We start from the raw sequence: 20,049 nt of genomic DNA, 5'->3' as shown, positions 1-20,049 counted from the left end.
GGGGATGGGGCGCTCGGATGCAGGGCAGGCGGGCCGGCCCTCTTCTCCCCGAGCGAAGGAGCGTGCTAATGCCGCTGCCCCGTGATGCACGATGCTCTCAGAGGAAAGTGGAGGGGCGTCCTCGGCTCGGCGCTCCTGTGCCTGGGACCGCTGGCGTGTGCCCCCGAGGACACCTCCGGCACGGTGACGGCATACGTCTTCGCGCGCGACGAGGCCACCGGCCAGTACGCGCTCGGCCGGCACTCCGTGGACAACATGGAGTCACTGCGCGAGCTGCGCGGGCGCGACATGGACTTCCGCATGGGCGCCGAGCTGAATCAGCTCAGCCTCGGCGGGGAGATCGACGTCGTGCGCGGCTCGCCCTTCGCGCTGGAGTACACGCGCGAGGCGGACGGCACCATCGTCCCGGGGGACCTGCACTCGCTGTACGCACTCAGCTTGTACCGGAACCTGGACAGGACGGCCTCGCTGCTGCGCGCCCACGGGCACGTGCCGCTCAAGCGCCTGGACATCTTCTATTACCCGCGCTTCGACAACATCCTCACCGGGGATGGCCGCGCCGAATTCACCGACAACGCGGCCTACGTCTCGCTGGTGCCGTGCTTCCTGCTCGTGCCCACCTTCATGCTCAGCGACCTGCCCATGCTGCTCAACGAGGGCGTGGTGGCGCACGAGTACGGGCACGCCGTCATCCACCAGGAGCTGTTCGGCGACGCGAAGGAGGCGCCGCACGAAGGCGACAAGGACTGGGAGGCCGCCCACCGTCATCTGTCCTCCATACACGAGGGCGTGGCGGACCTGATCGGCCTGGTGGCCACGGGAGATCCGGACTTCATCCAGGCCACCGCGGACGTCGACCGGAACCTCGCCGAGCCGCGTGACTACACCGCGGAGAACCTGGGGGAACTGCTCCAGGGAGGAGCGGACTTCGACCCGCACCTCCACGGCTCCCTCATGGCCCGGGCCGTCTACGAGCTGTGGCCCAAGGACGCCCAGGGCCGCATCACCCCCGAGGGTCGCTCGCGGCTGCTCGATGCCACGCTCGCCACGTTGCGTGAGCTGGAGTTCGAGAAGGACTCCTTCTCCCTCGCCTCCTTCCCCAACACGCTGGTGACCCATCTGACGGCGGAGGAGCGCGGTGCCGCGTGCACCGTCCTCCGCACCCGGATGAAGCCACTGGCCACCCGCCTCACCTCCTGCGAATGACTCCCGTGAGCCGCTTCCTCTTCCTCATCGTGATGCTGCTGGCCGGGGCGGCCGGCGCCACCCCCGTGCGCGCGGGCCTGGACGTGGCCCTGCTGCTGCGCCAGGAGGCCGGTGGCCAGCGCTCGGGCCTCGTCAGCGGGGGCCCGCGCGTGTCCCTCGACCTGGGGCGCTACCTCTCGCTGTCCGCCGACTACCGCTTCGCCTGGGCCTCCGAGGGCACCGTCGCCAGCGCCACCACGCAGTACCACCGCGCCAGCCTGCGCCCGGAGCTCCACCTCCCCGTGCGCACCACGGACTTCGTGCTCGCCGCCGGCCCTGCCCTCACCCTGCTCCACACCACCCTGGGCGGCACGGGAGCGCGCGTCTCCACCACCTATACGCGCCTGGGCATCTCCGGCGGCGCCGCGGTGGACATCCACCTCGAGCCCCTCACCCTGCGCACCGGCGTGGACGTGGTGTGGGCCGCCCGCAGGATGGATGTCTCCGTGGGCCTCGGCGCGCTCTTCTCCTTCGGAGGGGCACCATGAAGGCCTCCGCCCTCGTCCTGCTGCTGCTGTGCTCGCCCGTGCTCGCCGCCACCCCGCGCAACGCCCTGCTGGACGTGAGCGCGGACGTGCTCGAGCCCGGCGAGTCCCAGGTGAACGTCTTCTTCGGCCAGTACTCGCGCGGCATCCTGCCGGGCGTCCAGGTCTCCAGCCACCTCACGCCGATCCTGCTCACGCTCCTCAACGTCTCCGCCAAGGCCCAGGTGCTCGACCGGCCGGAGCTGCGCGTCTCCGTGGAGGGCGGGGCGTACTGGCTCGCCGCCGGACGCCTGCTCGGCGTGAGCGTGCTCGCCTTCCCCCTGGCCGCCCGCGGCACGGTGCCCCTCTCGGACAACCTGCAGCTCAACCTGGGCGCGGGCTACCAGCACCTCGCCCTCGACACCGACGGGACGTCGCTCAACCGCAACCTGCTGCACGTCGAGACCACCCTGGTGCGCCACGACTCGCGCGGCGCCTTCCTCCTCACCGCCAAGGCTCCCCTGATCAACCTCCAGCGCGTGCGCGCCGAGAGCGTCCTGGGCAATCGCATCCTGGAGGGCACCCTCGCCCTGGATGACGTCTCCTCGTGGAGCGTGATGTTCGCGCGCGATCACCTCTTCGACAAGAAGGGCCACGTGCGCTTCGGCATCGGCTACCGTCACCGGCCCGGCGTCATCCTGGTGGAATCCATCGGGCCCGTGATGCTGACCTTCGACATGTACTGGCGCTGAGCCGCGCCATTCACTGGAGCCTCCCATGTCCGAGAAGAAGCCCGCCGCTCCGAAGTCGCCCCTCTCCCGCGCCGCCGACCGCGCGAAGCTTCCCGAACAGGCGCAGCAGCACCCGTTCAATCCGAACTCGGAGATCCGCGGTCACTCGCTGAGCGAGCTCGTGGGCCTGCGCCGCACCGGCGTGCACCTGCTGCGCATCCCGCCCGGCAAGGAGTCCTTCGTCTACCACTCGCACCAGCTGGAGGAGGAGTGGATGTACGTGCTCTCCGGCCGGGGCATCGCGGAGATTGGAGACGAGCAGCACGAGGTGGGCCCGGGCGACTTCCTCGGCTTCTCCGCGCCGTCCGTCGGCCACCACCTGCGCAACCCCTTCTCCGAGGAGCTCGTCTACCTCTCCGGCGGCGAGCGGCGGGAGATGGAGGTCGCCGACTTCCCTCGTCACGGCAAGCGCATGGTCCGCGTCGGCCGCAGCATCTCCTTCTTCCCGGTCGACACCGTGCAGAGCTTCACCGTGCCCATCGAAGAGGAGTGACCCGGGCGGGTACGCCGCGGAGGCCCGCCTTTCGAGCCTCCGCGCCGGACTCCGCTCAGAGCGCCTCGCAGTAGCCGTAGTTGCAGGCGGGCGCGGATGACGGACAGTCCGCCGGCCCGTTGCACGCCTTGCACGAGCTGGCCCCGTTGGCCACCAGATCGAAGTAGCAGCCGCAACGCGAGTCGGTGGAGTACGGGCTCAGCGGCCCCATCTCCGACGAGCGCTTCACCTTCATGGCGCACTTGGGCACCAGGTGCTTCTGGATGATGACGTCCAGCAGCTCCTTCTCCAGCCGGGCCGCGGCGAAGCGGCTCACGAGCGCGGCGGCGGCGGCGCTGGGCAGGCCATTCTCGGTGCGCGTGTAGAAGTGCACCGGGCCCCAGATGGGGTAGTGCCCATCCCGCACGTTCTGCTTGTCCTTGGCGAAGGGCGTGGAGTCCGGCAGGAAGCCGCAGGACTGGCCGGTGCCCTGGAACGCCAGGATGCGCAGGTTGCTGCGCTCCTCGTCCGCGATGTCCGTGGAGATGATGCCGATGGCCTTCTCCGCCGTGCTCCCATCCAGGAGGACCTTCAGGTTGCGGCGCACGCCGTCACTGCTAGCCCGGTCCACGCCCCACCACTTCTCGGCGGGCACGCCGATGGCCCGGGCGATCATCTGCTGCGTACCGGAGCTGGAGTTGCGCACGAAGTACAGGTTCTGATCCGTCCAGGGAGCGGCCGCCCCCTTGTTGCCCCCGGTGCCGAAGACCAGGTAGGCCGCCTCGGCGCTGATGGAGCGCTGCGAGGAGGCCGCCGGCACCACGAAGGTCATCGGCTGGATGGGGCCCTCGTAGTCGGCGATCTGCACGTTGGCGGGCGCCGTGCTGTCGCACGTGGAGGCGTAGACGTCCGAGACCCCCACGTCCACCACGCTGCCCTCCGTCGCCAGGGAGCACTCCTGCGCCGAGCCGTCCGCGCGGAAGAGGATGGCGTAGTTGGCCGCCCGGGTACCGCTGGCGGGGATGTCCTTGATGACGCGGGCGCTCGGATCCGTGCTGAAGATGGCCTTCACGCCCGTGCACGAGCCCTGGGACTGGTAGACGATGTTCCAGGGAGGCGACTCCCTGGCGAGCAACTGCGCCACCACCCCGAGGAACGGACGGATGGCGGAGGAGCCCGCCACATAGATGGTGTTGGGCCCGGCGCAGCTGATGGTGGGCGTGTTGGTCTGCGCATGCGCCATGGCGCTCGTGAGGGCCAGGGCGAGCACACCCAGCCAGCTCCCCGGCGCGCGCCGGCGAAGGTCGTATCTCATGCTGCGGATCTCCATGGTCAGGGCTTGGGAACGAGCGGAGGCAGGGCGGCGCCGTCGCACAGCCCCAACCGCGCGCAGTTGTCGAAGGGAATGCACTGCGCCAGGGTGCACTGGTTGCGGTACTGCTCCTCGGAGGAGGGCTCTCCCCGGAAACATCCCGGCGGGCCCAGGCCGGAAGGCACGCAGAGGCCCTCCTGGCAGACGGGATAGGAGCCGAACCGGACACAGTCCTCGTCCGTGGCGCACTGCTCGGCACTGCTATCGAGGACGAGCGAGCAGCCCGTCGTGCTCGCCAGCAGCAGCAGCACCGCCAGCAAGCTGTCAGTTCGAAGTTTCATACACATGCCTCGTGATGAAGGAGGGAAGCCGAGGGCCCGGAACAGGGCCCTGGCGTTAGAAGGAGCCGGCGACGCCCACGCCGCCCGGCCCCACTCCCACCTGCACGTCGGCGGAAGACGCGGGCTCCGGCTCGCGCAGGAACGTCAGCCAGGTGGACACTCCAGCGGCCACCAGCGTGGCGCCCGCGAGCACGTCCGTGGTGAGCGCCAGGGTGCGCGTCCGGCCACTGGCCTGATCGAGCTGGGCACGGCTCACCCCGAAGGTGTCGCGCTGGGTCTTCAGGTCACCCGAGGCATTCAGCGCGAGCACGGCGGTGACACCCGTGGCCACCGCCAGCCCACCGGTGGCGATCCACGGCACCAAAGGGGTGCTCCGCTGGGACTTGACGACCTCGGGCGGAGCGGCCACGGCGGACCGAGGGGCCTCGGGACGCGAGGACGGGGCGGGCGCGACGGACGCGACCGGAGCTGGCGCCGAGGGAGCGGCGAACTCCAGGGACACGTCGAGGGAATCCCGCCCCGCCACGTCCACCACGCGCGTCACCGGCGTGACACCCGGGAGCGAGGCGGAGATCTTCCTCCGGCCCGCGTTGAGTTGCAGGGGCGTGCGCATCGGCGAGGTGCCGACCGGCACGTCATCCACGGAGATCTCCGCCCCCGGCTTGTTGACGGTGATGCGCACCGTGGCCACGCGCGCCTGGAGCCGGTCGACCTCCCGTTGGACCTCGTCGCGGCGCTGGGCGGGCAGCTCTCCTCCACCCTCCTCGAGGTAGCGCTGGAAGCTGCCGAGCGCGCCCGCGTAGTCCTGGAGCTGATACTGCACCTGGGCGATGTTGTAGAGGAGCCGGTAGCTCGGCGCGAGCTCGTAGGCACGTTGGAACTCCACCAGCGCGGCCTGGTAGTCGTTCTCCTCGTAGAGCTCCCTGGCGCGCTGGTAGCGGCTCTGGGCTTCCTCGAGGTTGGCCTTGCTGGGGCCCCTGGTACGCCCCGCGGCACCGGCACTCCCGCCCGACAGCGCCAGCGTGAGCGCGAGCGCGAGGGACCTGGACAGACGCATCGTCATTCCTTCCATGGGTTGTTCGAATCCAGCTTGCGACCGCCGCCGCTCCACGGGTCCTCGCCATCGAGGCCACGCTTGTCGCCGCCGCTCCAGGGGTTGTCCGCGTCGAGGCCGCGCTTGGCCTTGCCGGAGACCGCCGCCGGCTTCGACGGCAGCTCGGAGAAGCCATCGTCGGCCGGCGCCGGGGTGGACTGCGGCGCCGGGGCGGGAGCACGGGCCTTGGAGACACGCTCCCGGCGCACCTCCACGCTCCGCCGCTGCAGGTTGAGACCCAGCATCAGGTCCTTCTCGAAGCGGAGCTCCTTCACCATCGGCGTGAAACCGGCGGCGCTGACGCGCAGCTGATGCACGGCACCATCCCTGGGGAAGCGGCCCGTGTAGGGATTGGACGGCAGCACCTCTCCGTCCAGCTGCACCACGGCGCCTCGTGGCACCACCTCGATGTGGAGCTCGATCTCCTCCGCGGGTGGCGCCTCGCGAGCGGGAGGCTCGACCACCTCGGGACTGGGAGGGGCCACGGCCTGGGACGAGGCGGCCAGGACCACAGGCTGGGGAGTAGGAAGCGGCGCGGAAGGCGCGGGCGTGGGAGCCGCCGCGACAACCGACGGGGGAGACACCGCCGGAGACGCGAGCTCTCGCGGCCGGGAGACGGACACCAGGGCCACGCCTCCGATCACCAGCAGCAGGGCCGCCCCCACGGCGGGCAGCACCCAGCGCCGCTGGGGGGGGACCCGCGCCTCGGAGACGATATGCGCCTCGGTGGGAGGATCCACCTCGAGCACCAGGGAGCGTGACACGGGCTGGGAGTCCTCGGGAGGAGGCGGCGGAGGCCTCGTCGGCAGCGAGGGCACGACCCCCGCCAGGCTCCGGCGCGGCTTGCTGCCACTGCCGGGCCCAGGCGTGCCGAGCGGCGCCGACATCCCGGAGGGCATCGAGAGCTGGGAGATGAGCTCCGCGAGCTGGAAGGCGCTCACCGGCTGCCCGCAGCCGAGCAGGAACCGCTCCAGGTCCGCCTGCATCTCCCGGCAGCTCGAGTAGCGCGCCTCGCGATCCTTGGCCAGCGCCCGCTCGATGATGTGCAACAGGGGCTCGGGCACGTCGGCGCGCCTGACGGACACGGGCGTGAAGGGCTCATGGAGGATCGCGTTCATCAACGCGACCTCGCTGCTGGCCTCGAAGGGCTTGCGCCCCGCCACCAGCTCGTACAGCACGACCCCCAGCGCGTAGATGTCGATGCGCAGGTCGAGCGGCTCGTTCCGGAGCTGCTCGGGCGCCATGTAGGGCACCTTCCCCTTGAGCGTGCCGACCCGCGTCTGGTGCACCTGGTTGGTCGCCTTGGCGATGCCGAAGTCCACGATCTTCACGGCGCCCGTGCGCGCCAGGAGGATGTTGTCGGGGCTGACGTCTCGGTGCACCAGACCCAGCGGCTCGCCGGAGAAGGGGTCGGCGAACTCGTGCGCGTAGGTGAGCCCCTCGCAGATGGCGGAGACGAGCTTGGCGCAGTGGGGCAGCGGCAGCGGCCGGCCCACCGCATGGGCCCTGCGCATCAGCGCGCGGAGGTTCGGGCCATCGATGTACTCCATGGCCAGGAAGTACGCGCCGTCCGCCTCGCCGAAGTCGAAGATCTGGACGATGTTGGGATGATTGAGCTGGGCGGCGAGCCGGGCCTCGGACAGGAACATCTCGATGAACTGGGGCTCATCGGACAGGTGGGGGAGGATCTGCTTCACCACCAGGGTCTTCTCGAACCCCATGGGTCCCGCCACGCGCGCCCGGTAGACCTTGGCCATTCCACCATGCCCAAGCTCTCCCAGCAGCTCGTACCGGCCCAGCCGCGGGCTGTTCGAAACACTGTCTTGGGCGTCTGGCACCTGTTACCTCGGCGTCAATAATTGACGTGCGAATAACCTGTTTTCGTCACTCTGTCGAGATGACCCAGACACAATGTATTGACTTGACCGGAACAGTGATGAAGCCAGTCACGATTCCGTGACATGAGCGATGTCACATTCTCGTCACGCAATCCATGTCACGTTTTCGTCACACGGCGGGATGTCACGGATTCATCACGACCCAGGGGAGAGAATGACGACCCTCGATGCCTTCGTCCGGCTCCGCGCCTCGTTCTTCGAGCGTTATCTTCAGACACAGCCCGAGGAGGCCACCACCCTCGGGCTCCACCACCTGGACGACCGGCTGAAGGACCTCTCCGAGTCCGCGCTGGGGGACGAGTACGCCCTCCATCGCGACGTGCTCGACCAGCTCGAGCGCCTGCCACCCGAGGCGCTCCCGGCGGACGCGCAGCTCGACCGGCTGGCGATGCTCGGCGTCACCCGGTTCCACGTCCACACCCACGAGGAGCTGCACGGCCACTGGCGGAACATCGAGCTGTCGACCTATCCGCACACCATGCTGCAGTACCAGATCGGCCAGGCGGAGACGGCCGAGGACTGGGCGGCCATCGCCAGCCGGGCCGCGCGCATCCCCACCTTCCTCCGGCAACAGGAGCAACTGCTCGCCGAGGGACTCGCCACGGGCGAGACGCCCGACGTGTACGTCGTCCAGGACTTCGCGGACGACCAGCTCCCCGTCATCGTGCGGTACTTCGAGCACCTCCCGGCCCTGCCCGAAGCGCACCCGGTGACGCTCTCCCAGGCCGAGGCCCGGGCGCTCCAGCAGGCGGCCTGGGAGGCCCGGGAGGCCTTCGCCATCCACCATCGGTTCCTCCTCGAGCGCGTGTTGCCCCACGCGCGCGCGAGCGTCGTGCTCGGTGCTGACGAGTACCAGTGGCGGCTGCGGAACACCTTCGGGCTCACCTCCACCCCCGAGGAGCTGGTGCGTCAGGCCGAGGACGTGCTGGCGCGGACCCAGGCCTCCATCGTCCAGCTCGCCGGCCAGCTCGGCGCGCCCCTCTCCACCCTGGCCGAGGCCCGGGCGCTGCTCACGCAGTTGGAGACGGAGAACCCCGCGCGGGACGAGGACGTCATCCCGCTCTACCGGGGGCTCATCGAGCGCGCCGAGCGCTTCATCCACGAGCGGGAGATGTTCGACGTGCCCGCGGGCTGCCGGCTGGGCCTGAAGGCGATGCCCCCGGGCATGGTGGACGTCCGAGGCACCAACTGGCCCGCGCCCCTGTTGGATCCGCGCAAGGTGGGCTGGTTCGTGCTGGCGCCCATGGCGTTCGCGCACCCCACCGTCTGGGCCGCGCTGCTGGCGGTGCACGAGGGCATCCCGGGCCACTTCCTGCAGAGCCTCGCCTGGCAGCGTGGCTTCTCCCAACACCCCGCCCCGGTCCGCTTCCTCCTGGTGACGGACCATGTGGCCATGGCACGCGGCAACTTCGGCCCCATGCTCAACATCGAGGGCTACGCCACCTACGCCGAGGAGCGGATGCGGCGCGAGGGCTTCTACACCGCCCCCGAGTCACTCACGGCGCTCGTGGCCCGGGCCCTGCGCGCGGTGCGCGTGGTGGTGGACGTCGGCCTCCACACCCGGCGCATGAACGAGGAGGAGGCGGTGCGCTACCTCATGCACCATGCCTGCATGCCGGAACCCAACGCGCGGCGCGAGGTGCTCCGCTACAAGCGCATCCCCATGCAGGCCATCACCTACCTGCTCGGCGCGCTCGAGTTCGAACGGTTGGCGGAGGACTGCCGGCGCGAGCGCGGGAGCCGCTTCGACGAGGCCGCCTTCCACGACGAGCTCTTCTCGTTCGGCCCGGTGCCGCCCGCGCTCCTGCGGCGCTTCATGCTGGCCGCGCCGTGAACTCGGCGAGCCACCCCAGGAAGCGCGTGTCCCCTCCCCGCCTGCCGCGCACCCGGTGCAGCCCCCGCTTGAAGAGGGCATAGGTGCGGAAGAAGGTCTCCAGGCCCGCCCTGTCCACCGGGCGCAGCGGCCGGGTGCTGCAGATGACCTTGGGGTCGGCCTCCCCCGCGTCGAGGAAGCCAATCACCCCCACCACCGGCACGCGCAGGCGCTCGCCCCGGCGCAGGCGAGGACCGAGCACCACCACGTCGAGCGGATCTCCATCCCCAGAGCCCAGCCCGGGAATGCACCCGTAGTTGTAGGGGCACGGCAGCGGGGAGATGAAGTCGACGCTCCCGTCCGCGCGCCGCTTCACCACGGACCAGCGAGGGGATTCGATCAGGACTTCGGGCTCGCGCGGGAGCTCCGGAGGAAGGGAGGAATCGGGCACCCGGGCTGTGTAGCATGAAGAGGCTCCTTGCTCGTCCCGCGGCCGACGGAGCGGCGAGCCCCGGTCCCGCCGGGCTCCAGGCCCGTGCGAGCGCCAACCGTCCACGAGGGGACGCTCACGTTGGAGAGTGCTCCACACTCGGCGCGGACACTGTGTACCCGGGTACTTCCGTGGAATTGGAAGCTTTGACCGCCCCTGGTCTCCACGGGTGCGGCGTCCCACCTCCTCCCGATGCGGCCAAGGAGGTCGGCGATGGGGCGGCGGTGGGGTCTTCTCGGGCTCATGGTCCTGACGGCGTGTTCGAACCCGGAAAACGACATCTCGGAGCAGCGACAGGCGGCGTGCTCGGATGTGGCCGCGGGCGCCCTCCCCGAGCCAGCGCCGGTCTCGCCCCGGTCCACGCCTGAGTCCGGCGACGGCCGCGAGGCCTTCATCGTGCGCTACCGCCAGGGCGGCCGGGTGAGCGCCGCCGCGGTCCAGCGGCTGGGCGGACAGGTGAAGGCGCAGTACCGCTCCGTCCCGGCGGTGGCCGCGCGCCTGACGGACGAGGAGCGCGCCCGGCTCGCCGCGGATCCAGACGTGGAGCGCATCGAGCCGGATGGGGAGCTGCGGGCGCTCGGCACGCCCATGTCGGCTGGCTCGGTGGAGGAGTACACCGATGCGGTGCGCATGGTGCAGGCGCCGAAGGTCTGGGACGCCAACGAGGACGGCGTGCTCGACACGGGAGCACCGGTCGGCGCGGGCATCCGCGTGTGCATCATCGACAGCGGCATCGACCGGCGGCACCCCGAGCTGAGCATTCCCTACGCGGCCGGCCACGACTTCGTGGACGACGACGAGGACCCGAGCGACGAGACGGACGGCGTGCGGGGCATCGGCCACGGCACGCACGTGGCGGGCATCATCGCGGCCCAGCTGTCCTCGGGAGGCGCGACGTACCCGAACACGAGCCCGAGCGGCATGGTGGGCGTGGCCCCGGGCGCGGAGTTGCTGATCGCCCGGGTGCTCAACGTGCAGGAGCGAGCCTCCGTCAGCAACGTGCTGCTGGCACTCGAGTGGTGCCAGCAACAGGGGGCGCGCATCGCCTCGCTGTCGCTCGGCTCGCCAGCGAACATGGGACGCACGGCGCAGGAGGCCTTCCAGGCCGCGAGCGACGCGGGGATGCTCATCGTCGCGGCCTCGGGGAACGACAGCAGCCCGGGCTACCAGGCGCCGCTCAGCTATCCGGCGGCCTTCCCCTCGGTGCTGGCCGTGGGCGCGGTGGACGCACAGGAGGCGGTGGCCGCCTTCTCCAACGGGGGCGAGGGGCTGAGCCTGGTGGCACCCGGAGTGGAAGTGCTCTCTTCCGTCACCCTCCAGGGGGCGACGGTGGCGCAGCTCGACGCGGAGGGGCAGCCGTTCACCTCGCGCTCACTCTTCTTCGCGCCAGCGGGGGAGTACACGGGCAAGCTCATCGACTGCGGCGTGGGCGAGGGCCAGGGGTGCAAGGGAGGCACGTGCGATGGCTTCGTGGCCTACGTGCGGCTCACCGGGACCAGCTCGGCCTCGCGCATCGCGCAGAGCGTGATCCGACAGGGGGCGCGGGCCATCATCTTCGGCGCGGACGAGTCCGAGGGACTGAGCTGGCAGCTGGCCCTGGACGGGCCGGGGAAGAAGTGGGTGCCGACGCTGGCGGTGGGCCGGGAGTCGCGCGCGTCCGTGCTCAAGCACCTGGGCCGGGAGACGCACGTGAACCTGAGGGGCGTGGACTACGCCTATTTCCCGGGCACCTCGATGGCCGCTCCGCACGTGTCGGGTGTGGCGGCGCTCGTGTGGAGCGCGCGCCCGACACTGAAGGCCTCCGAGGTGCGCTCGCTGTTGGAGGAGACGGCGAAGGACCTGGGTGAGCAGGGCCACGACCCGCAGTCCGGCCACGGGCTGGTGCAGGCGAAGGCGGCGCTCGACGCGCTCCAGAAGCGCCCGTGACCGGCTATCCGAACAAGACCGACTCGGGGAGGCTCGCCGGCAGGGGTCCGAGCCGCTCGAGCTTGAGAGCCGCGAGGTTTCCGCCCGCCTTCCCGCACAGTTCCGGAGGATGACCGCGCAACCACGCGGTCAGGAAGCCGGCCCAGTACGCATCGCCGGCCCCCGTGGCGTCGACGACCTGGACGGGCCTGCTCGGGAGGCGAATGGGCGTCTCGCCGCACCGCGTGGAGATCAGGCTGCCCTCCTTTCCGAGCGTCAGACAGACCAGGGAGGCCCCCATCTCGTGGAAGGCATCGAGGGCCCGCTCCGGCGTGAGCGCGCCCGTTCCGAAGAGCCGCTCCACGTCATCCCCGCTGGCCTTCACCAGCGCCCGTCGCGAGCACCAGGCGGACACCACCTCGAGCGCCTCGTGCCGATCGGGCCAGATGCGGGGGGCGTAGTTCACGTCGAGGCTCACCTGGCCCCCGGCCTCCACCGTTCCACGGGCCGCATCCAGGAGGGAGGAGCGCGCCGGCTCGCGGCTCAGGGCGAAGCAGGTGGTGTGGAGCACGGCACATCGCCGCAACAGCTCCTGGGGGAGATGGTGGGGTTGGAGCTGAGCATCGGCCCCCCGGTAGGCGACGAAATCGGGCGTGCCCTCGGAGCGGGACACCACCACCAGACTGGTGGGCGCCACGGAATCGATGGCGATGTAGCGGGTGTCGGCGCCCGTGGCGGCCACCTGCTCCCGCAGATACGTGCCCAGGGAGTCGTTGCCCACGCAGGACACCACGGCGACCCGCTGACCCAGACGCGCCATGTTGGCGGCCAGGTTGGAGGGACTGCCCCCCTGGAAGCGCTCGAAGGTGCGTGCCTGCCCGAGATTCCCGGCCGACTCCTGACTGATGAGATCCACCAGCAGCTCACCGGCGGCAACCAGGCCGTACACCTCGTCCCCATCCTCTGTGCTCATGATCGCGGACCGGGTGGGCAGGAGGACGCCTCACCGAAGTAGAGGGACTTCCCCTCCAGGAAGTGGTGCAGCAACACGGCCCCGGCGGAGCTCCAGGTGCAGACGCGCGTCCCCAGCGGCTGGCCCGTCCGCGCATGGAAGTTCTCATAGAAGCCCCACTCGGAGCCCTCGGCATCCAGCTGGTTGAGCCGGTGGATGGACGACAGCAGTTCCCGGGCCCGCTCCCGCTCGCCCAGGACGCACAGCGCCGCGCCCCACCAGCCGTTCCACACCGGCCAGATGCCACCGTTGTGGAACTCGCCCGGGGTGTTCCGGAAGCCATAGCGGCAGTTGGCCTGGAGCGCGCTCCAGCCCTCCTCGCCCGGAAGGATGCTCGGCCAGAACGAGGGCAACAGTCCCGTGGGCGGCTCCGCGAGTCGCCGCGCATGCGCGGACAGCCGAGCGTCCTGCCCGGCCTCGCCCAGCCGCAGCAGCACACACAACGCGTTGGCCAGCAGATCGAACTTCGTATCGTAGCCGCCCGGTGTCAGGGCACTCAGCCAGTAGGACCTCGGCCCCTGCCCTTCCAGGGCCAGGTCGTACGCCCTGGGGTGGTACACCGCATCTCGTGAAGCCTCCGGCACGGGCCAGTAGTTGGTCTGGATGAGCCGGGTGAGCCGGGCGGCCTGCTCGGCCACGGCTGGCTCCTCGAAGTGGTCCGCGAAGCAGCGCAGGGCCCAGAGCCGCAGCACCTGATCGTAGAGCACGTAGCCATGGAGGATGTACTCGTCGGCCCAGTCACCGGACTGGGGCACGTACACCAGACCTCGCTCGTTGAACTCCCAGGCCTGGAGGAGCTGCAACCCCTTGCGCAACGCGGGCAGCAGGGCACGGGAGAAGGAGCCGTCTCCCGTGAAGTGGGCGTACTGGCACACGCCAATGATGAACCACGGCACCGTGTCCACCCGGCCCGCGAGGCCGCCAAAGCTCACCCGGCGCGTGCCGGCCTCCTCGTGGACGTTGGAGGGAATGTGCCCCAGAGGAGACTGGTGGGCGGCGAGGGTCTCGAGGGTGTGTTTCAGTGCCTCGGCCAGACGGGCCTCTCCGGCCAGCAGACCGGCGAGGCCGCAGACGATTCCATCCCGGGCCCAGATGCGCCGGTAGTTGGTGGTGGGCGTGAGGCTGGCCAGGAAACCGTCCTCGGTGACGGAGTCCGACAGCAGGTTCCTGGCGCGGGTATAGGCGATGTCGTCCATGGGAGCCGCGGGAAGAGTAGCCGACCCGCCGGGCCAGAAGCCGGGTTGGCTCCGAGTGAGGGTAGACTCCGGACACTCCATGTCCACCGAGCCCACCCTGCTGCGCTACATGACGCGTTTCCGCTGCATCGCGGAGCGCTGTGAGGACACCTGCTGCACGGGGCTCAAGGTGCCGGTGGGCGAGGCACATCTGCGCAAGATGCAGGAGGCGGTGGCGAACAGCCCGGAAGACGCGGCGCACCTGCACCAGCACCTCCTCACGAATCCCGGCGGGCCTCTCTCGGAGCGAGCCTTCATCCAGATGCGTCCGGACGGGCACTGCCCCTTCCTGGACACGGAGCGGCTCTGTGCCCTCCAGCGCCGCCACGGGGAGGCCGTGCTGCCGGACATCTGCGCCAACTTCCCGCGTGTCGTCACGAGGTGGGGCGAGCGGGTGGAGATCTCGGGGACGCTCGCCTGTCCAGAGGTGGCGCGCCAGTGCCTGCTGGAAGAGGACGCGGTGGAGCCGGAGCCCGCCCTCGCTCTGTCACAGTACGTCCCCCGGCCGGAGGCGGCGAGGGACGTCCGGGTGGACGGGGAGGACGCGTACACCTTCCACGCGGAGACGGTGCGCGCGGCGCTGCTGCGGCTGGTGCACCGGCGCGAGTATCCACTGGCCTCGCGGCTCGCGATGCTGGGGCAGCTGGCCCACGGACTGGACGACTTCTATTTCCGAGGAACGGAGTCCTTCCAGGGTGAGGCCCGCGCCGAGAGCGAGGCACGGTTGAGCGAGGAGCTCCAGCGCTTCGAGTCCCCGGAGGTACTGGAAGCCGTGCACCAGGACTTCGGCGGACTGAGCCTCCCCGGTGGCCCATGCGTGGGCCTGTTCACCTCGGTGCTGAAGGCGCGGATGGCAACCGGCCGTGGAGAACGGTTCACCACCCTGGTGCGTGGCGTGCTGGAGTCCCTCCGGCTCGACGACGACAGCCCGGCGGATCTGGACGCGGCCTGGCGCACCTACGCCGAGCGGTGGCACCGCCTGGAAGCGCTGCACGGCGAGCGGGCGCGGCTCTACTTCCACAACTACACCCTTCACCAACTCTGGCGGGCCCCCTTCACCGACACGCCAAGCCTGCTCGAGTACGTGTTCCGCCTGGCGCTGCGGGTGGGACTGCTCCGGCTGACGCTCGTGGGCCATCTCCGGGTGGCTGAGCTCTGCCTCACCCCCTCCCCCACCGCCGGGTCCCAGGAGCAACTGGACGGGGCGGCGGTAGAGACCTTCCAGCTCCTGGCGAAGCACGTGGAACAAGCACCGGGCTTCCTCACGCTCGCCGAGGGACTCGCGGGCGAGGGACGAAGCGCGGAGACACTGGGCAAGGTACTCGTCTTCGCGGCGTTCTGAGCGGCGGGAGCGCGGCGTCCGTCGGTGACGACAGACACTGCGTCATCCCCGGCCGCGCTCGTCCTCGATGCCGAACATGTGGGAGCCGCCCCGGGTTGCCTCCAGGGCCACAAAAGACAGACATCCTGTTGCCTCCGAGGCCACAAAAACCCAGACACGAGCGCGTCTTGATTTCTTCTCCCTATCGCAAGACAATGAATTCACGCCAATGAATTACTTTCATGGCGATGCGAGGAGCATGAACATGCGCGGATCCCCCCTCAAGGCCATATCCATCCTGGCTTTCGCCGCCGTCGCCACGGGCGTCGTGGCTCACGCGGCCGCACCGGCCCCCGGCCAGAACCTTCCGCCCCTGCCACGGCCTCCCGTGGACCCCGCATACTGCTACAACGTCGACGTCACGAACGCCACGCGCACGGCCGCCAACGATCTGCACTTCACCCTCAGCGGCCCGACGAAGGTCTACAACTTCTACACGGGCGGGCATTTCGGGCTGCCCACGAGCTACCAGCAGAACGCCAATGGCACGTGGTCGGTGGACTACAGCGCCTCGGGCATCTACGTGAATCCCGGGGAGTTCACGCACGTGGGGTGGTGCGGCGACAAACCCATCGCGGGAATGACGGTGGGCAGCAAGACCGATCTCCCGCCTTTCTACTGGACGCGGGATGGCCGCGTGATCGGCCGGATTACTCCCGTGGGACATGATTGGGGCTCGGTCATCCTCAACGACCAGCGTTTCGTGGAGGTGCGCCTCACCAATACCCTCCCGACGCCCATCCGCATCGGCCGGCTCGACTGGGCTGTCCTCGACCAGCCGATCGCGCTCGATGATCTGATGTGGGATCCCCTCGACAAGGCCATCGCGTGGAAGCCCCTGCAGGCGGAGTCCATCCTGCCCGGTGGCAGCGCGGATGCGCCCGGGACCCTCCGCGCCATCATCCCGCTGCCCGTCGAGTCCACCGAGACCCGTCACGTCGTGTTCCGCGTGCTGGCCTCGGACGCCGAGCAGCCCGAGAACCTGATCCGGGGCATCGGACAGGCCAACATCGCGGCGGCCGTGCAGCCCCGGGAATAGTCAACGCGGGGCGAGCTCGACGGAGAGCGACGCACCGGGCGGGCGGTGGCTCCACTCCTGGAAGGACGCGCGGAAATCCTCCACCGTCCGCGCGAGCGCGCTTCCAGGGCGTGCGGAGAGGGCCTCGGCGCCATCAAGACCTCTCGAGGAGAGGCCGATGACGAAGGGGCCTTCGGGCCGCGCGTTCGGGAAGGGCCGGGCGAAGAGCCTGCGGTCGGACTCCATCCGGTACACCAGTGCCGTGAGGTGTCCGAGCACCCAACCCGCGGCCGCCTCGCGCGCCTCGGATGAAGGCGCCTCGACGGAGACCACCAGGCGTATGGGCATCTCCCCGTCGAGGTCCGCCGGCTCGAACAGCGCGTCCCAGGCCGCCATCGAGTCCGCGGTACGTGCCCGCCGGACCACGTCGCGAGCCCGGGCCAGCTCGTCGCCCAGCACCCGGAGCGTCGAGCGCGACACGTTGCGAGCGGAGTTGCGCGGCGGCAGCGTGGGCGCGACCACCGGCATGATGTCCCGCAGGTTGCCGAGCTGGTAGCGCGCCGTCTCGGGAGTGAGCGTCACGGGGCGGGGCCACGGCCAGGAGGCGAACGTCTCGAAGAAATGGGCGAGCAGCCCACTGTCGGAACGAGAGGCCTCACGGGGCGCGCGCGTGCACGCCCAGGCCACCAGCACCGCCCACGACAATCCGCCCAGATAGCCCAGCGCGTGCGAGTACACGCCGCGAGCCTTGGCCCAGGCCTTCACGGCGCGCAGCACCGTGCGGAAGCGCTCGGGTCCCGCCCCTTCCCGCTCCACACAGTCGAGCAGCGCCCGCGTGTCGGTCCAGCCGTTGACCGAGCGGAAGCTCGCGGTGTCCAGCTGCGCGCCATGCAGCTCCAGCAACTCCGCGGGAGGGCAGGGCTCCACGCCCTCGGGCCGGCGCGCGTACGACACGTCGAAGTGCACGCCGTCGAGCACCAGCTTCACCATGGGGATGGCGGCATCGGCCACGAAGCGCGCGCTCGTGGCTCCGCCCTGCTCGGCCAGCAGTGAGGCCAGCGCATGCGCGAAGTCCTCGCGAGACAGGCTCGCGGGCCCGATCGCCACCGCGTCCACGTCGCTCCCGGCATTGTCCGTGCCGAGCAGATATGAGCCATACGGGTGGAGCTCCGTCCCGAGCCGGGTGCACAGGGACTCGAGCCTGGCCACCGCCGACTGGCGCGCTCGACGAACCTCGTCGGATGAATCCTCGCCGCGAGCCGATAACGCCTCCCGGAGCGAGTCCCCCACGGGGCGTCTGCCCCCGCCGAGCGGCACGCGACGACGCACCTCGAAGGGCTCATCCCCACGCCGGCTGATGAGACACACCTCGCGCACCTCGAACCGGAGCGGGCGCCATTCCTTCTCCCATGCGGCCAATGTGCGCCGGGTGTCGGAGGCCGCCGCGCGAGGGAGCTGCCCGACGCTCAGGTGCGGTGTGAAACCCCGTTCGGACTTACGGCCCTGCTCGTCGCAGTGGGGAAGCGCCACCTCGAGCGCGGATTGGAGCGCCTTCAGCGCGCCGTGTGGCCGGTCCTCCGGGCGGAGCCAGGCCGTCACGCTGGCGCGGTGCTCGAAGTGCCCGAAGCCGGAGAGCGTCACCTCGAAGGGCTCGATGTCCCGGAGCGCCTCCGCGATGAGCGCCTCCGCCTCGCCGAAGTACTCCTCCGGTACGAATGGGTAGAGGAGCGTCACGTGCGGCATCCAGCGCTCGTACTGTGAGTCATGCACCGCGCGCAGGGATTGGATGGGGGCCCACGCGTCCTCGGGGGGGATGAGCACCACCGCCGCCTGGTGGACGGGCGGTGCCGTGAGCGCCCGGGGTGCCCGGACAGACGCGGTGCCACGACTCAACATACAGCTCAAGCCGAAGTGGTCCGATGCGAAGAGCGCATCCCCTCCGGGAGCTGGTGGGCCCGAGAGCGGCGCCTCGGCGAAGAGGCTCACCTCGCGCGGGACGAGCCGACCGGATGCCGAACGCACGAGTACCCGGTCGTAGCGCTGGCGTTGGCCGGAGGTGGTCGTGAGCGCGGCCAACGTGTTGCGGGAAGGATCGAACGTGAACCCCGCGTCGCCCGGCCGCAGCGCCGTCCAGGCATCGACGAAACCGGCTTTCTCGAAGTCCTGGGCCTCGGGCGCGTCGTCGCCGAAGTTGAAGTCCCCCACCAGCAGGACATCGGGCACCCCACCCTGCTCGTTCCCGAGCGACCGTACCCAGTCGATGAGCGTCCGGACCTGCGCGGCTCGAGCAGCGCCGCCTGATGGAGCGCGATTGCTCGTCAGGTGCGGCGTGGCCACCCAGAGCGCTCCGTCCGGGAGCGCGAGCTCGCCCGCGATGATGCGCTTGTCACGGGAGAAGACGCACTGGCTCAGCGAAGCGAACGGGAAGCGGGAGAGGAGGAGCTGTCCGTAGGGCTGAACGGTGGCGGCGGACGGTCCCTCCGAAAGGAAGTAGTGCTCACGAACCCACTGCTTCTCGAGCAATACACGGAGGAAGGACTCGGTGACTTCCTGCAGGGCGATGATGTCCGCATCGACCGAGCGCAGCAGGGAGATCGCCGCGGAGGTCCGCCGACCCGTATCGAGCAACTCCGGGTCGTACAGGTCGTACAAGACGTTGAACGTCGCGACCGTGAGCTCCGCCGGAGAAGGAAGGGCTTCGAGGCCTCCGGTCGTCCCTTTGGCCTCGACCCAGGCCTTGGCTCGCGTGTCGTAGCGGTAGAACGGCAGCGAAGTGAAACGGGGAGTCGTTTCGGCCGGCGGGGGAGGAGGAGCCGGCGGCGGTGCTGGCTCCTGCTGCGGTTCGACGGAGAGGGTGTGCAGCCGGTCGATACGTTCGCGGCGGTCCCACACCTTTTCGTGGCCCCGCCGGAAGTACCAGACGCGGTGCCAGGGAATCTCTCCATCCGGGACGAAGGCCACGAAGGGAATTTCCTCCAGGGTCTCGCCGTGTGCGTCGAAGCCGATGACGAACTCGCGCCCGTCGAACCGGGGGTCCCAGCGGATGCGGTGGTACACTTCTCGGCTGGTCTGGAATCTGTCCTGAGACATGGGCGTGGTCCTCGCGAGCCGCACCAGACGCCACGCTCGTGCCGGGACTGACAAACACCGTGGGACGAAGACCCTCACCCTAGTGGAGTGTCCGACAAGTTTTTCAACATAGTCGGGAGAGACATCGGCGCAGCACCACATCGAGGAGAACGCCGGCTGCTCGGCGGCCTACCCAACTCGCGGAGACGATACCGAAGGTAGTGCGCCTTCGAGCCAGAAACCGCCCCAGAGGCACCTTCCGATCGCGCGCTGCTCGAACTGGTCTGACCATCGGACCAGTTGCTTGAACTCGCGCCCGGAGACCGCCTCGTTCTCGCTCCGCGACTATGTTGAAAGACTTGTCGGACACTCCACTAGCCCTCTCCCAGAGGGAGAGGGGACCTACACAGTGGCCAATCAGGTTAGACCCTCTCCCCCTGGGAGAGGGACGGGGTGAGGGTATGGGGAGCACTCGGGTTGCCCCTGTGCGCTGTCACACGGGTGAGGGCA

Annotated in this window: 16 protein-coding genes; 8 read left to right on the top strand and 8 right to left on the bottom strand. The window is 69.9% G+C overall.

The genetic code is table 11. The annotated features are described in order from the left end of the window. Positions 1–84: 84 nt before the first annotated feature. From JRI60_RS12860 to JRI60_RS12845, 4 genes are read left to right on the top strand one after another with little or no spacing between them, the layout of a single operon-like run. Entirely contained in the window at positions 85–1,206 is a 1,122-nt protein-coding gene (locus tag JRI60_RS12860; RefSeq protein ID WP_204226138.1) for a hypothetical protein, read from the top strand. Beyond that, complete coding sequence (locus JRI60_RS12855; RefSeq protein WP_204226137.1) at positions 1,203–1,733, top strand: hypothetical protein; 531 nt, start codon at positions 1,203–1,205, stop codon at positions 1,731–1,733. Before JRI60_RS12860 ends, JRI60_RS12855 begins: the two co-directional genes overlap by 4 nt. Continuing rightward, positions 1,730–2,461, top strand: coding sequence for a hypothetical protein (locus JRI60_RS12850; protein ID WP_204226136.1), 732 nt, complete (start codon positions 1,730–1,732; stop codon positions 2,459–2,461). Before JRI60_RS12855 ends, JRI60_RS12850 begins: the two co-directional genes overlap by 4 nt. Positions 2,462–2,486: 25 nt before the next feature. Then, on the top strand, positions 2,487–2,993 hold the full coding sequence (locus JRI60_RS12845) for a cupin domain-containing protein (protein ID WP_204226135.1): 507 nt from the start codon (positions 2,487–2,489) through the stop codon (positions 2,991–2,993). 55 nt (positions 2,994–3,048) lie between these two features. On the opposite strand, the gene JRI60_RS12840 is transcribed toward JRI60_RS12845, so the two are convergent. Genes JRI60_RS12840 through JRI60_RS12825 form a run of 4 tightly spaced genes read right to left on the bottom strand, consistent with a single transcriptional unit; the run spans position 3,049 to position 7,556 of the window. Continuing rightward, complete coding sequence (locus JRI60_RS12840; protein ID WP_204226134.1) at positions 3,049–4,287, bottom strand: substrate-binding domain-containing protein; 1,239 nt, start codon at positions 4,285–4,287, stop codon at positions 3,049–3,051. A 17-nt stretch (positions 4,288–4,304) separates the two neighbouring features. After that, positions 4,305–4,625, bottom strand: coding sequence for a hypothetical protein (locus JRI60_RS12835; RefSeq protein ID WP_204226133.1), 321 nt, complete (start codon positions 4,623–4,625; stop codon positions 4,305–4,307). A gap of 55 nt (positions 4,626–4,680) precedes the next feature. After that, positions 4,681–5,682, bottom strand: a complete 1,002-nt coding sequence (locus JRI60_RS12830; RefSeq protein ID WP_204226132.1) for a tetratricopeptide repeat protein — start codon at positions 5,680–5,682, stop codon at positions 4,681–4,683. Between the two features lie 2 nt (positions 5,683–5,684). Beyond that, positions 5,685–7,556 (bottom strand): serine/threonine protein kinase, encoded by a 1,872-nt coding sequence (locus tag JRI60_RS12825; RefSeq protein WP_239470482.1) that lies wholly within the window; start codon positions 7,554–7,556, stop codon positions 5,685–5,687. A 214-nt stretch (positions 7,557–7,770) separates the two neighbouring features. On the opposite strand from JRI60_RS12825, the gene JRI60_RS12820 reads away from it, so the two are divergent. Further along, a complete protein-coding gene (locus tag JRI60_RS12820) occupies positions 7,771–9,450 on the top strand; it encodes a DUF885 domain-containing protein (RefSeq protein WP_204226131.1) in 1,680 nt (559 codons plus the stop codon). On the opposite strand, the gene JRI60_RS12815 is transcribed toward JRI60_RS12820, so the two are convergent. Beyond that, the gene (locus tag JRI60_RS12815) at positions 9,431–9,880 is read right to left on the bottom strand and encodes an inorganic diphosphatase (protein ID WP_204226130.1); all 450 of its coding nucleotides are present in this window, start codon (positions 9,878–9,880) and stop codon (positions 9,431–9,433) included. The genes JRI60_RS12820 and JRI60_RS12815 overlap by 20 nt on opposite strands. A 252-nt stretch (positions 9,881–10,132) precedes the next feature. On the opposite strand from JRI60_RS12815, the gene JRI60_RS12810 reads away from it, so the two are divergent. Next, on the top strand, positions 10,133–11,845 hold the full coding sequence (locus tag JRI60_RS12810) for a S8 family serine peptidase (RefSeq protein WP_204226129.1): 1,713 nt from the start codon (positions 10,133–10,135) through the stop codon (positions 11,843–11,845). Positions 11,846–11,849: 4 nt separating this feature from the next. On the opposite strand, the gene JRI60_RS12805 is transcribed toward JRI60_RS12810, so the two are convergent. Both JRI60_RS12805 and JRI60_RS12800 read right to left on the bottom strand, forming a co-directional pair. Next, the gene (locus JRI60_RS12805; RefSeq protein WP_204226128.1) at positions 11,850–12,797 is read right to left on the bottom strand and encodes a carbohydrate kinase family protein; all 948 of its coding nucleotides are present in this window, start codon (positions 12,795–12,797) and stop codon (positions 11,850–11,852) included. Then, positions 12,794–14,032: an amylo-alpha-1,6-glucosidase gene (locus JRI60_RS12800; RefSeq protein ID WP_204226127.1), complete on the bottom strand. Its 1,239-nt coding sequence runs from the start codon at positions 14,030–14,032 to the stop codon at positions 12,794–12,796. The genes JRI60_RS12805 and JRI60_RS12800 overlap by 4 nt, the downstream gene beginning before the upstream one ends. A 79-nt stretch (positions 14,033–14,111) precedes the next feature. On the opposite strand from JRI60_RS12800, the gene fliB reads away from it, so the two are divergent. Together fliB and JRI60_RS12790 are read left to right on the top strand one after the other, a co-directional pair. Further along, positions 14,112–15,413, top strand: coding sequence for a flagellin lysine-N-methylase (gene fliB / locus JRI60_RS12795; protein WP_204226126.1), 1,302 nt, complete (start codon positions 14,112–14,114; stop codon positions 15,411–15,413). Positions 15,414–15,657: 244 nt separating this feature from the next. Then, positions 15,658–16,491, top strand: coding sequence for a hypothetical protein (locus JRI60_RS12790; RefSeq protein ID WP_204226125.1), 834 nt, complete (start codon positions 15,658–15,660; stop codon positions 16,489–16,491). On the opposite strand, the gene JRI60_RS12785 is transcribed toward JRI60_RS12790, so the two are convergent. After that, complete coding sequence (locus JRI60_RS12785; protein ID WP_204226124.1) at positions 16,492–19,560, bottom strand: poly(A) polymerase; 3,069 nt, start codon at positions 19,558–19,560, stop codon at positions 16,492–16,494. Between the last annotated feature and the right edge of the window lie 489 nt (positions 19,561–20,049).

The sequence above is a fragment of the Archangium violaceum genome (assembly GCF_016887565.1).
Taxonomy (GTDB): domain Bacteria; phylum Myxococcota; class Myxococcia; order Myxococcales; family Myxococcaceae; genus Archangium; species Archangium violaceum_B.
Note: the sequence above shows the minus strand (reverse complement) of the source record. Positions and strands in the feature narration are given on the sequence as shown.

Bases quoted from the DNA above. Each gene is read 5' to 3' on its own strand.
- JRI60_RS12855 (WP_204226137.1), top strand. From the start codon at position 1,203: ATGACTCCCGTGAGCCGCTTCCTCTTCCTCATCGTGATGCTGCTGGCC.
- JRI60_RS12785 (WP_204226124.1), bottom strand. From the start codon at position 19,560: ATGTCTCAGGACAGATTCCAGACCAGCCGAGAAGTGTACCACCGCATC.
- JRI60_RS12830 (WP_204226132.1), bottom strand. From the start codon at position 5,682: ATGCGTCTGTCCAGGTCCCTCGCGCTCGCGCTCACGCTGGCGCTGTCG.
- JRI60_RS12800 (WP_204226127.1), bottom strand. From the start codon at position 14,032: ATGGACGACATCGCCTATACCCGCGCCAGGAACCTGCTGTCGGACTCC.
- JRI60_RS12860 (WP_204226138.1), top strand. From the start codon at position 85: ATGCACGATGCTCTCAGAGGAAAGTGGAGGGGCGTCCTCGGCTCGGCG.
- JRI60_RS12835 (WP_204226133.1), bottom strand. From the start codon at position 4,625: ATGAAACTTCGAACTGACAGCTTGCTGGCGGTGCTGCTGCTGCTGGCG.
- JRI60_RS12820 (WP_204226131.1), top strand. From the start codon at position 7,771: ATGACGACCCTCGATGCCTTCGTCCGGCTCCGCGCCTCGTTCTTCGAG.
- JRI60_RS12840 (WP_204226134.1), bottom strand. From the start codon at position 4,287: ATGAGATACGACCTTCGCCGGCGCGCGCCGGGGAGCTGGCTGGGTGTG.
- JRI60_RS12850 (WP_204226136.1), top strand. From the start codon at position 1,730: ATGAAGGCCTCCGCCCTCGTCCTGCTGCTGCTGTGCTCGCCCGTGCTC.
- JRI60_RS12810 (WP_204226129.1), top strand. From the start codon at position 10,133: ATGGGGCGGCGGTGGGGTCTTCTCGGGCTCATGGTCCTGACGGCGTGT.
- JRI60_RS12790 (WP_204226125.1), top strand. From the start codon at position 15,658: ATGCGCGGATCCCCCCTCAAGGCCATATCCATCCTGGCTTTCGCCGCC.
- JRI60_RS12845 (WP_204226135.1), top strand. From the start codon at position 2,487: ATGTCCGAGAAGAAGCCCGCCGCTCCGAAGTCGCCCCTCTCCCGCGCC.
- JRI60_RS12805 (WP_204226128.1), bottom strand. From the start codon at position 12,797: ATGAGCACAGAGGATGGGGACGAGGTGTACGGCCTGGTTGCCGCCGGT.
- fliB (WP_204226126.1), top strand. From the start codon at position 14,112: ATGTCCACCGAGCCCACCCTGCTGCGCTACATGACGCGTTTCCGCTGC.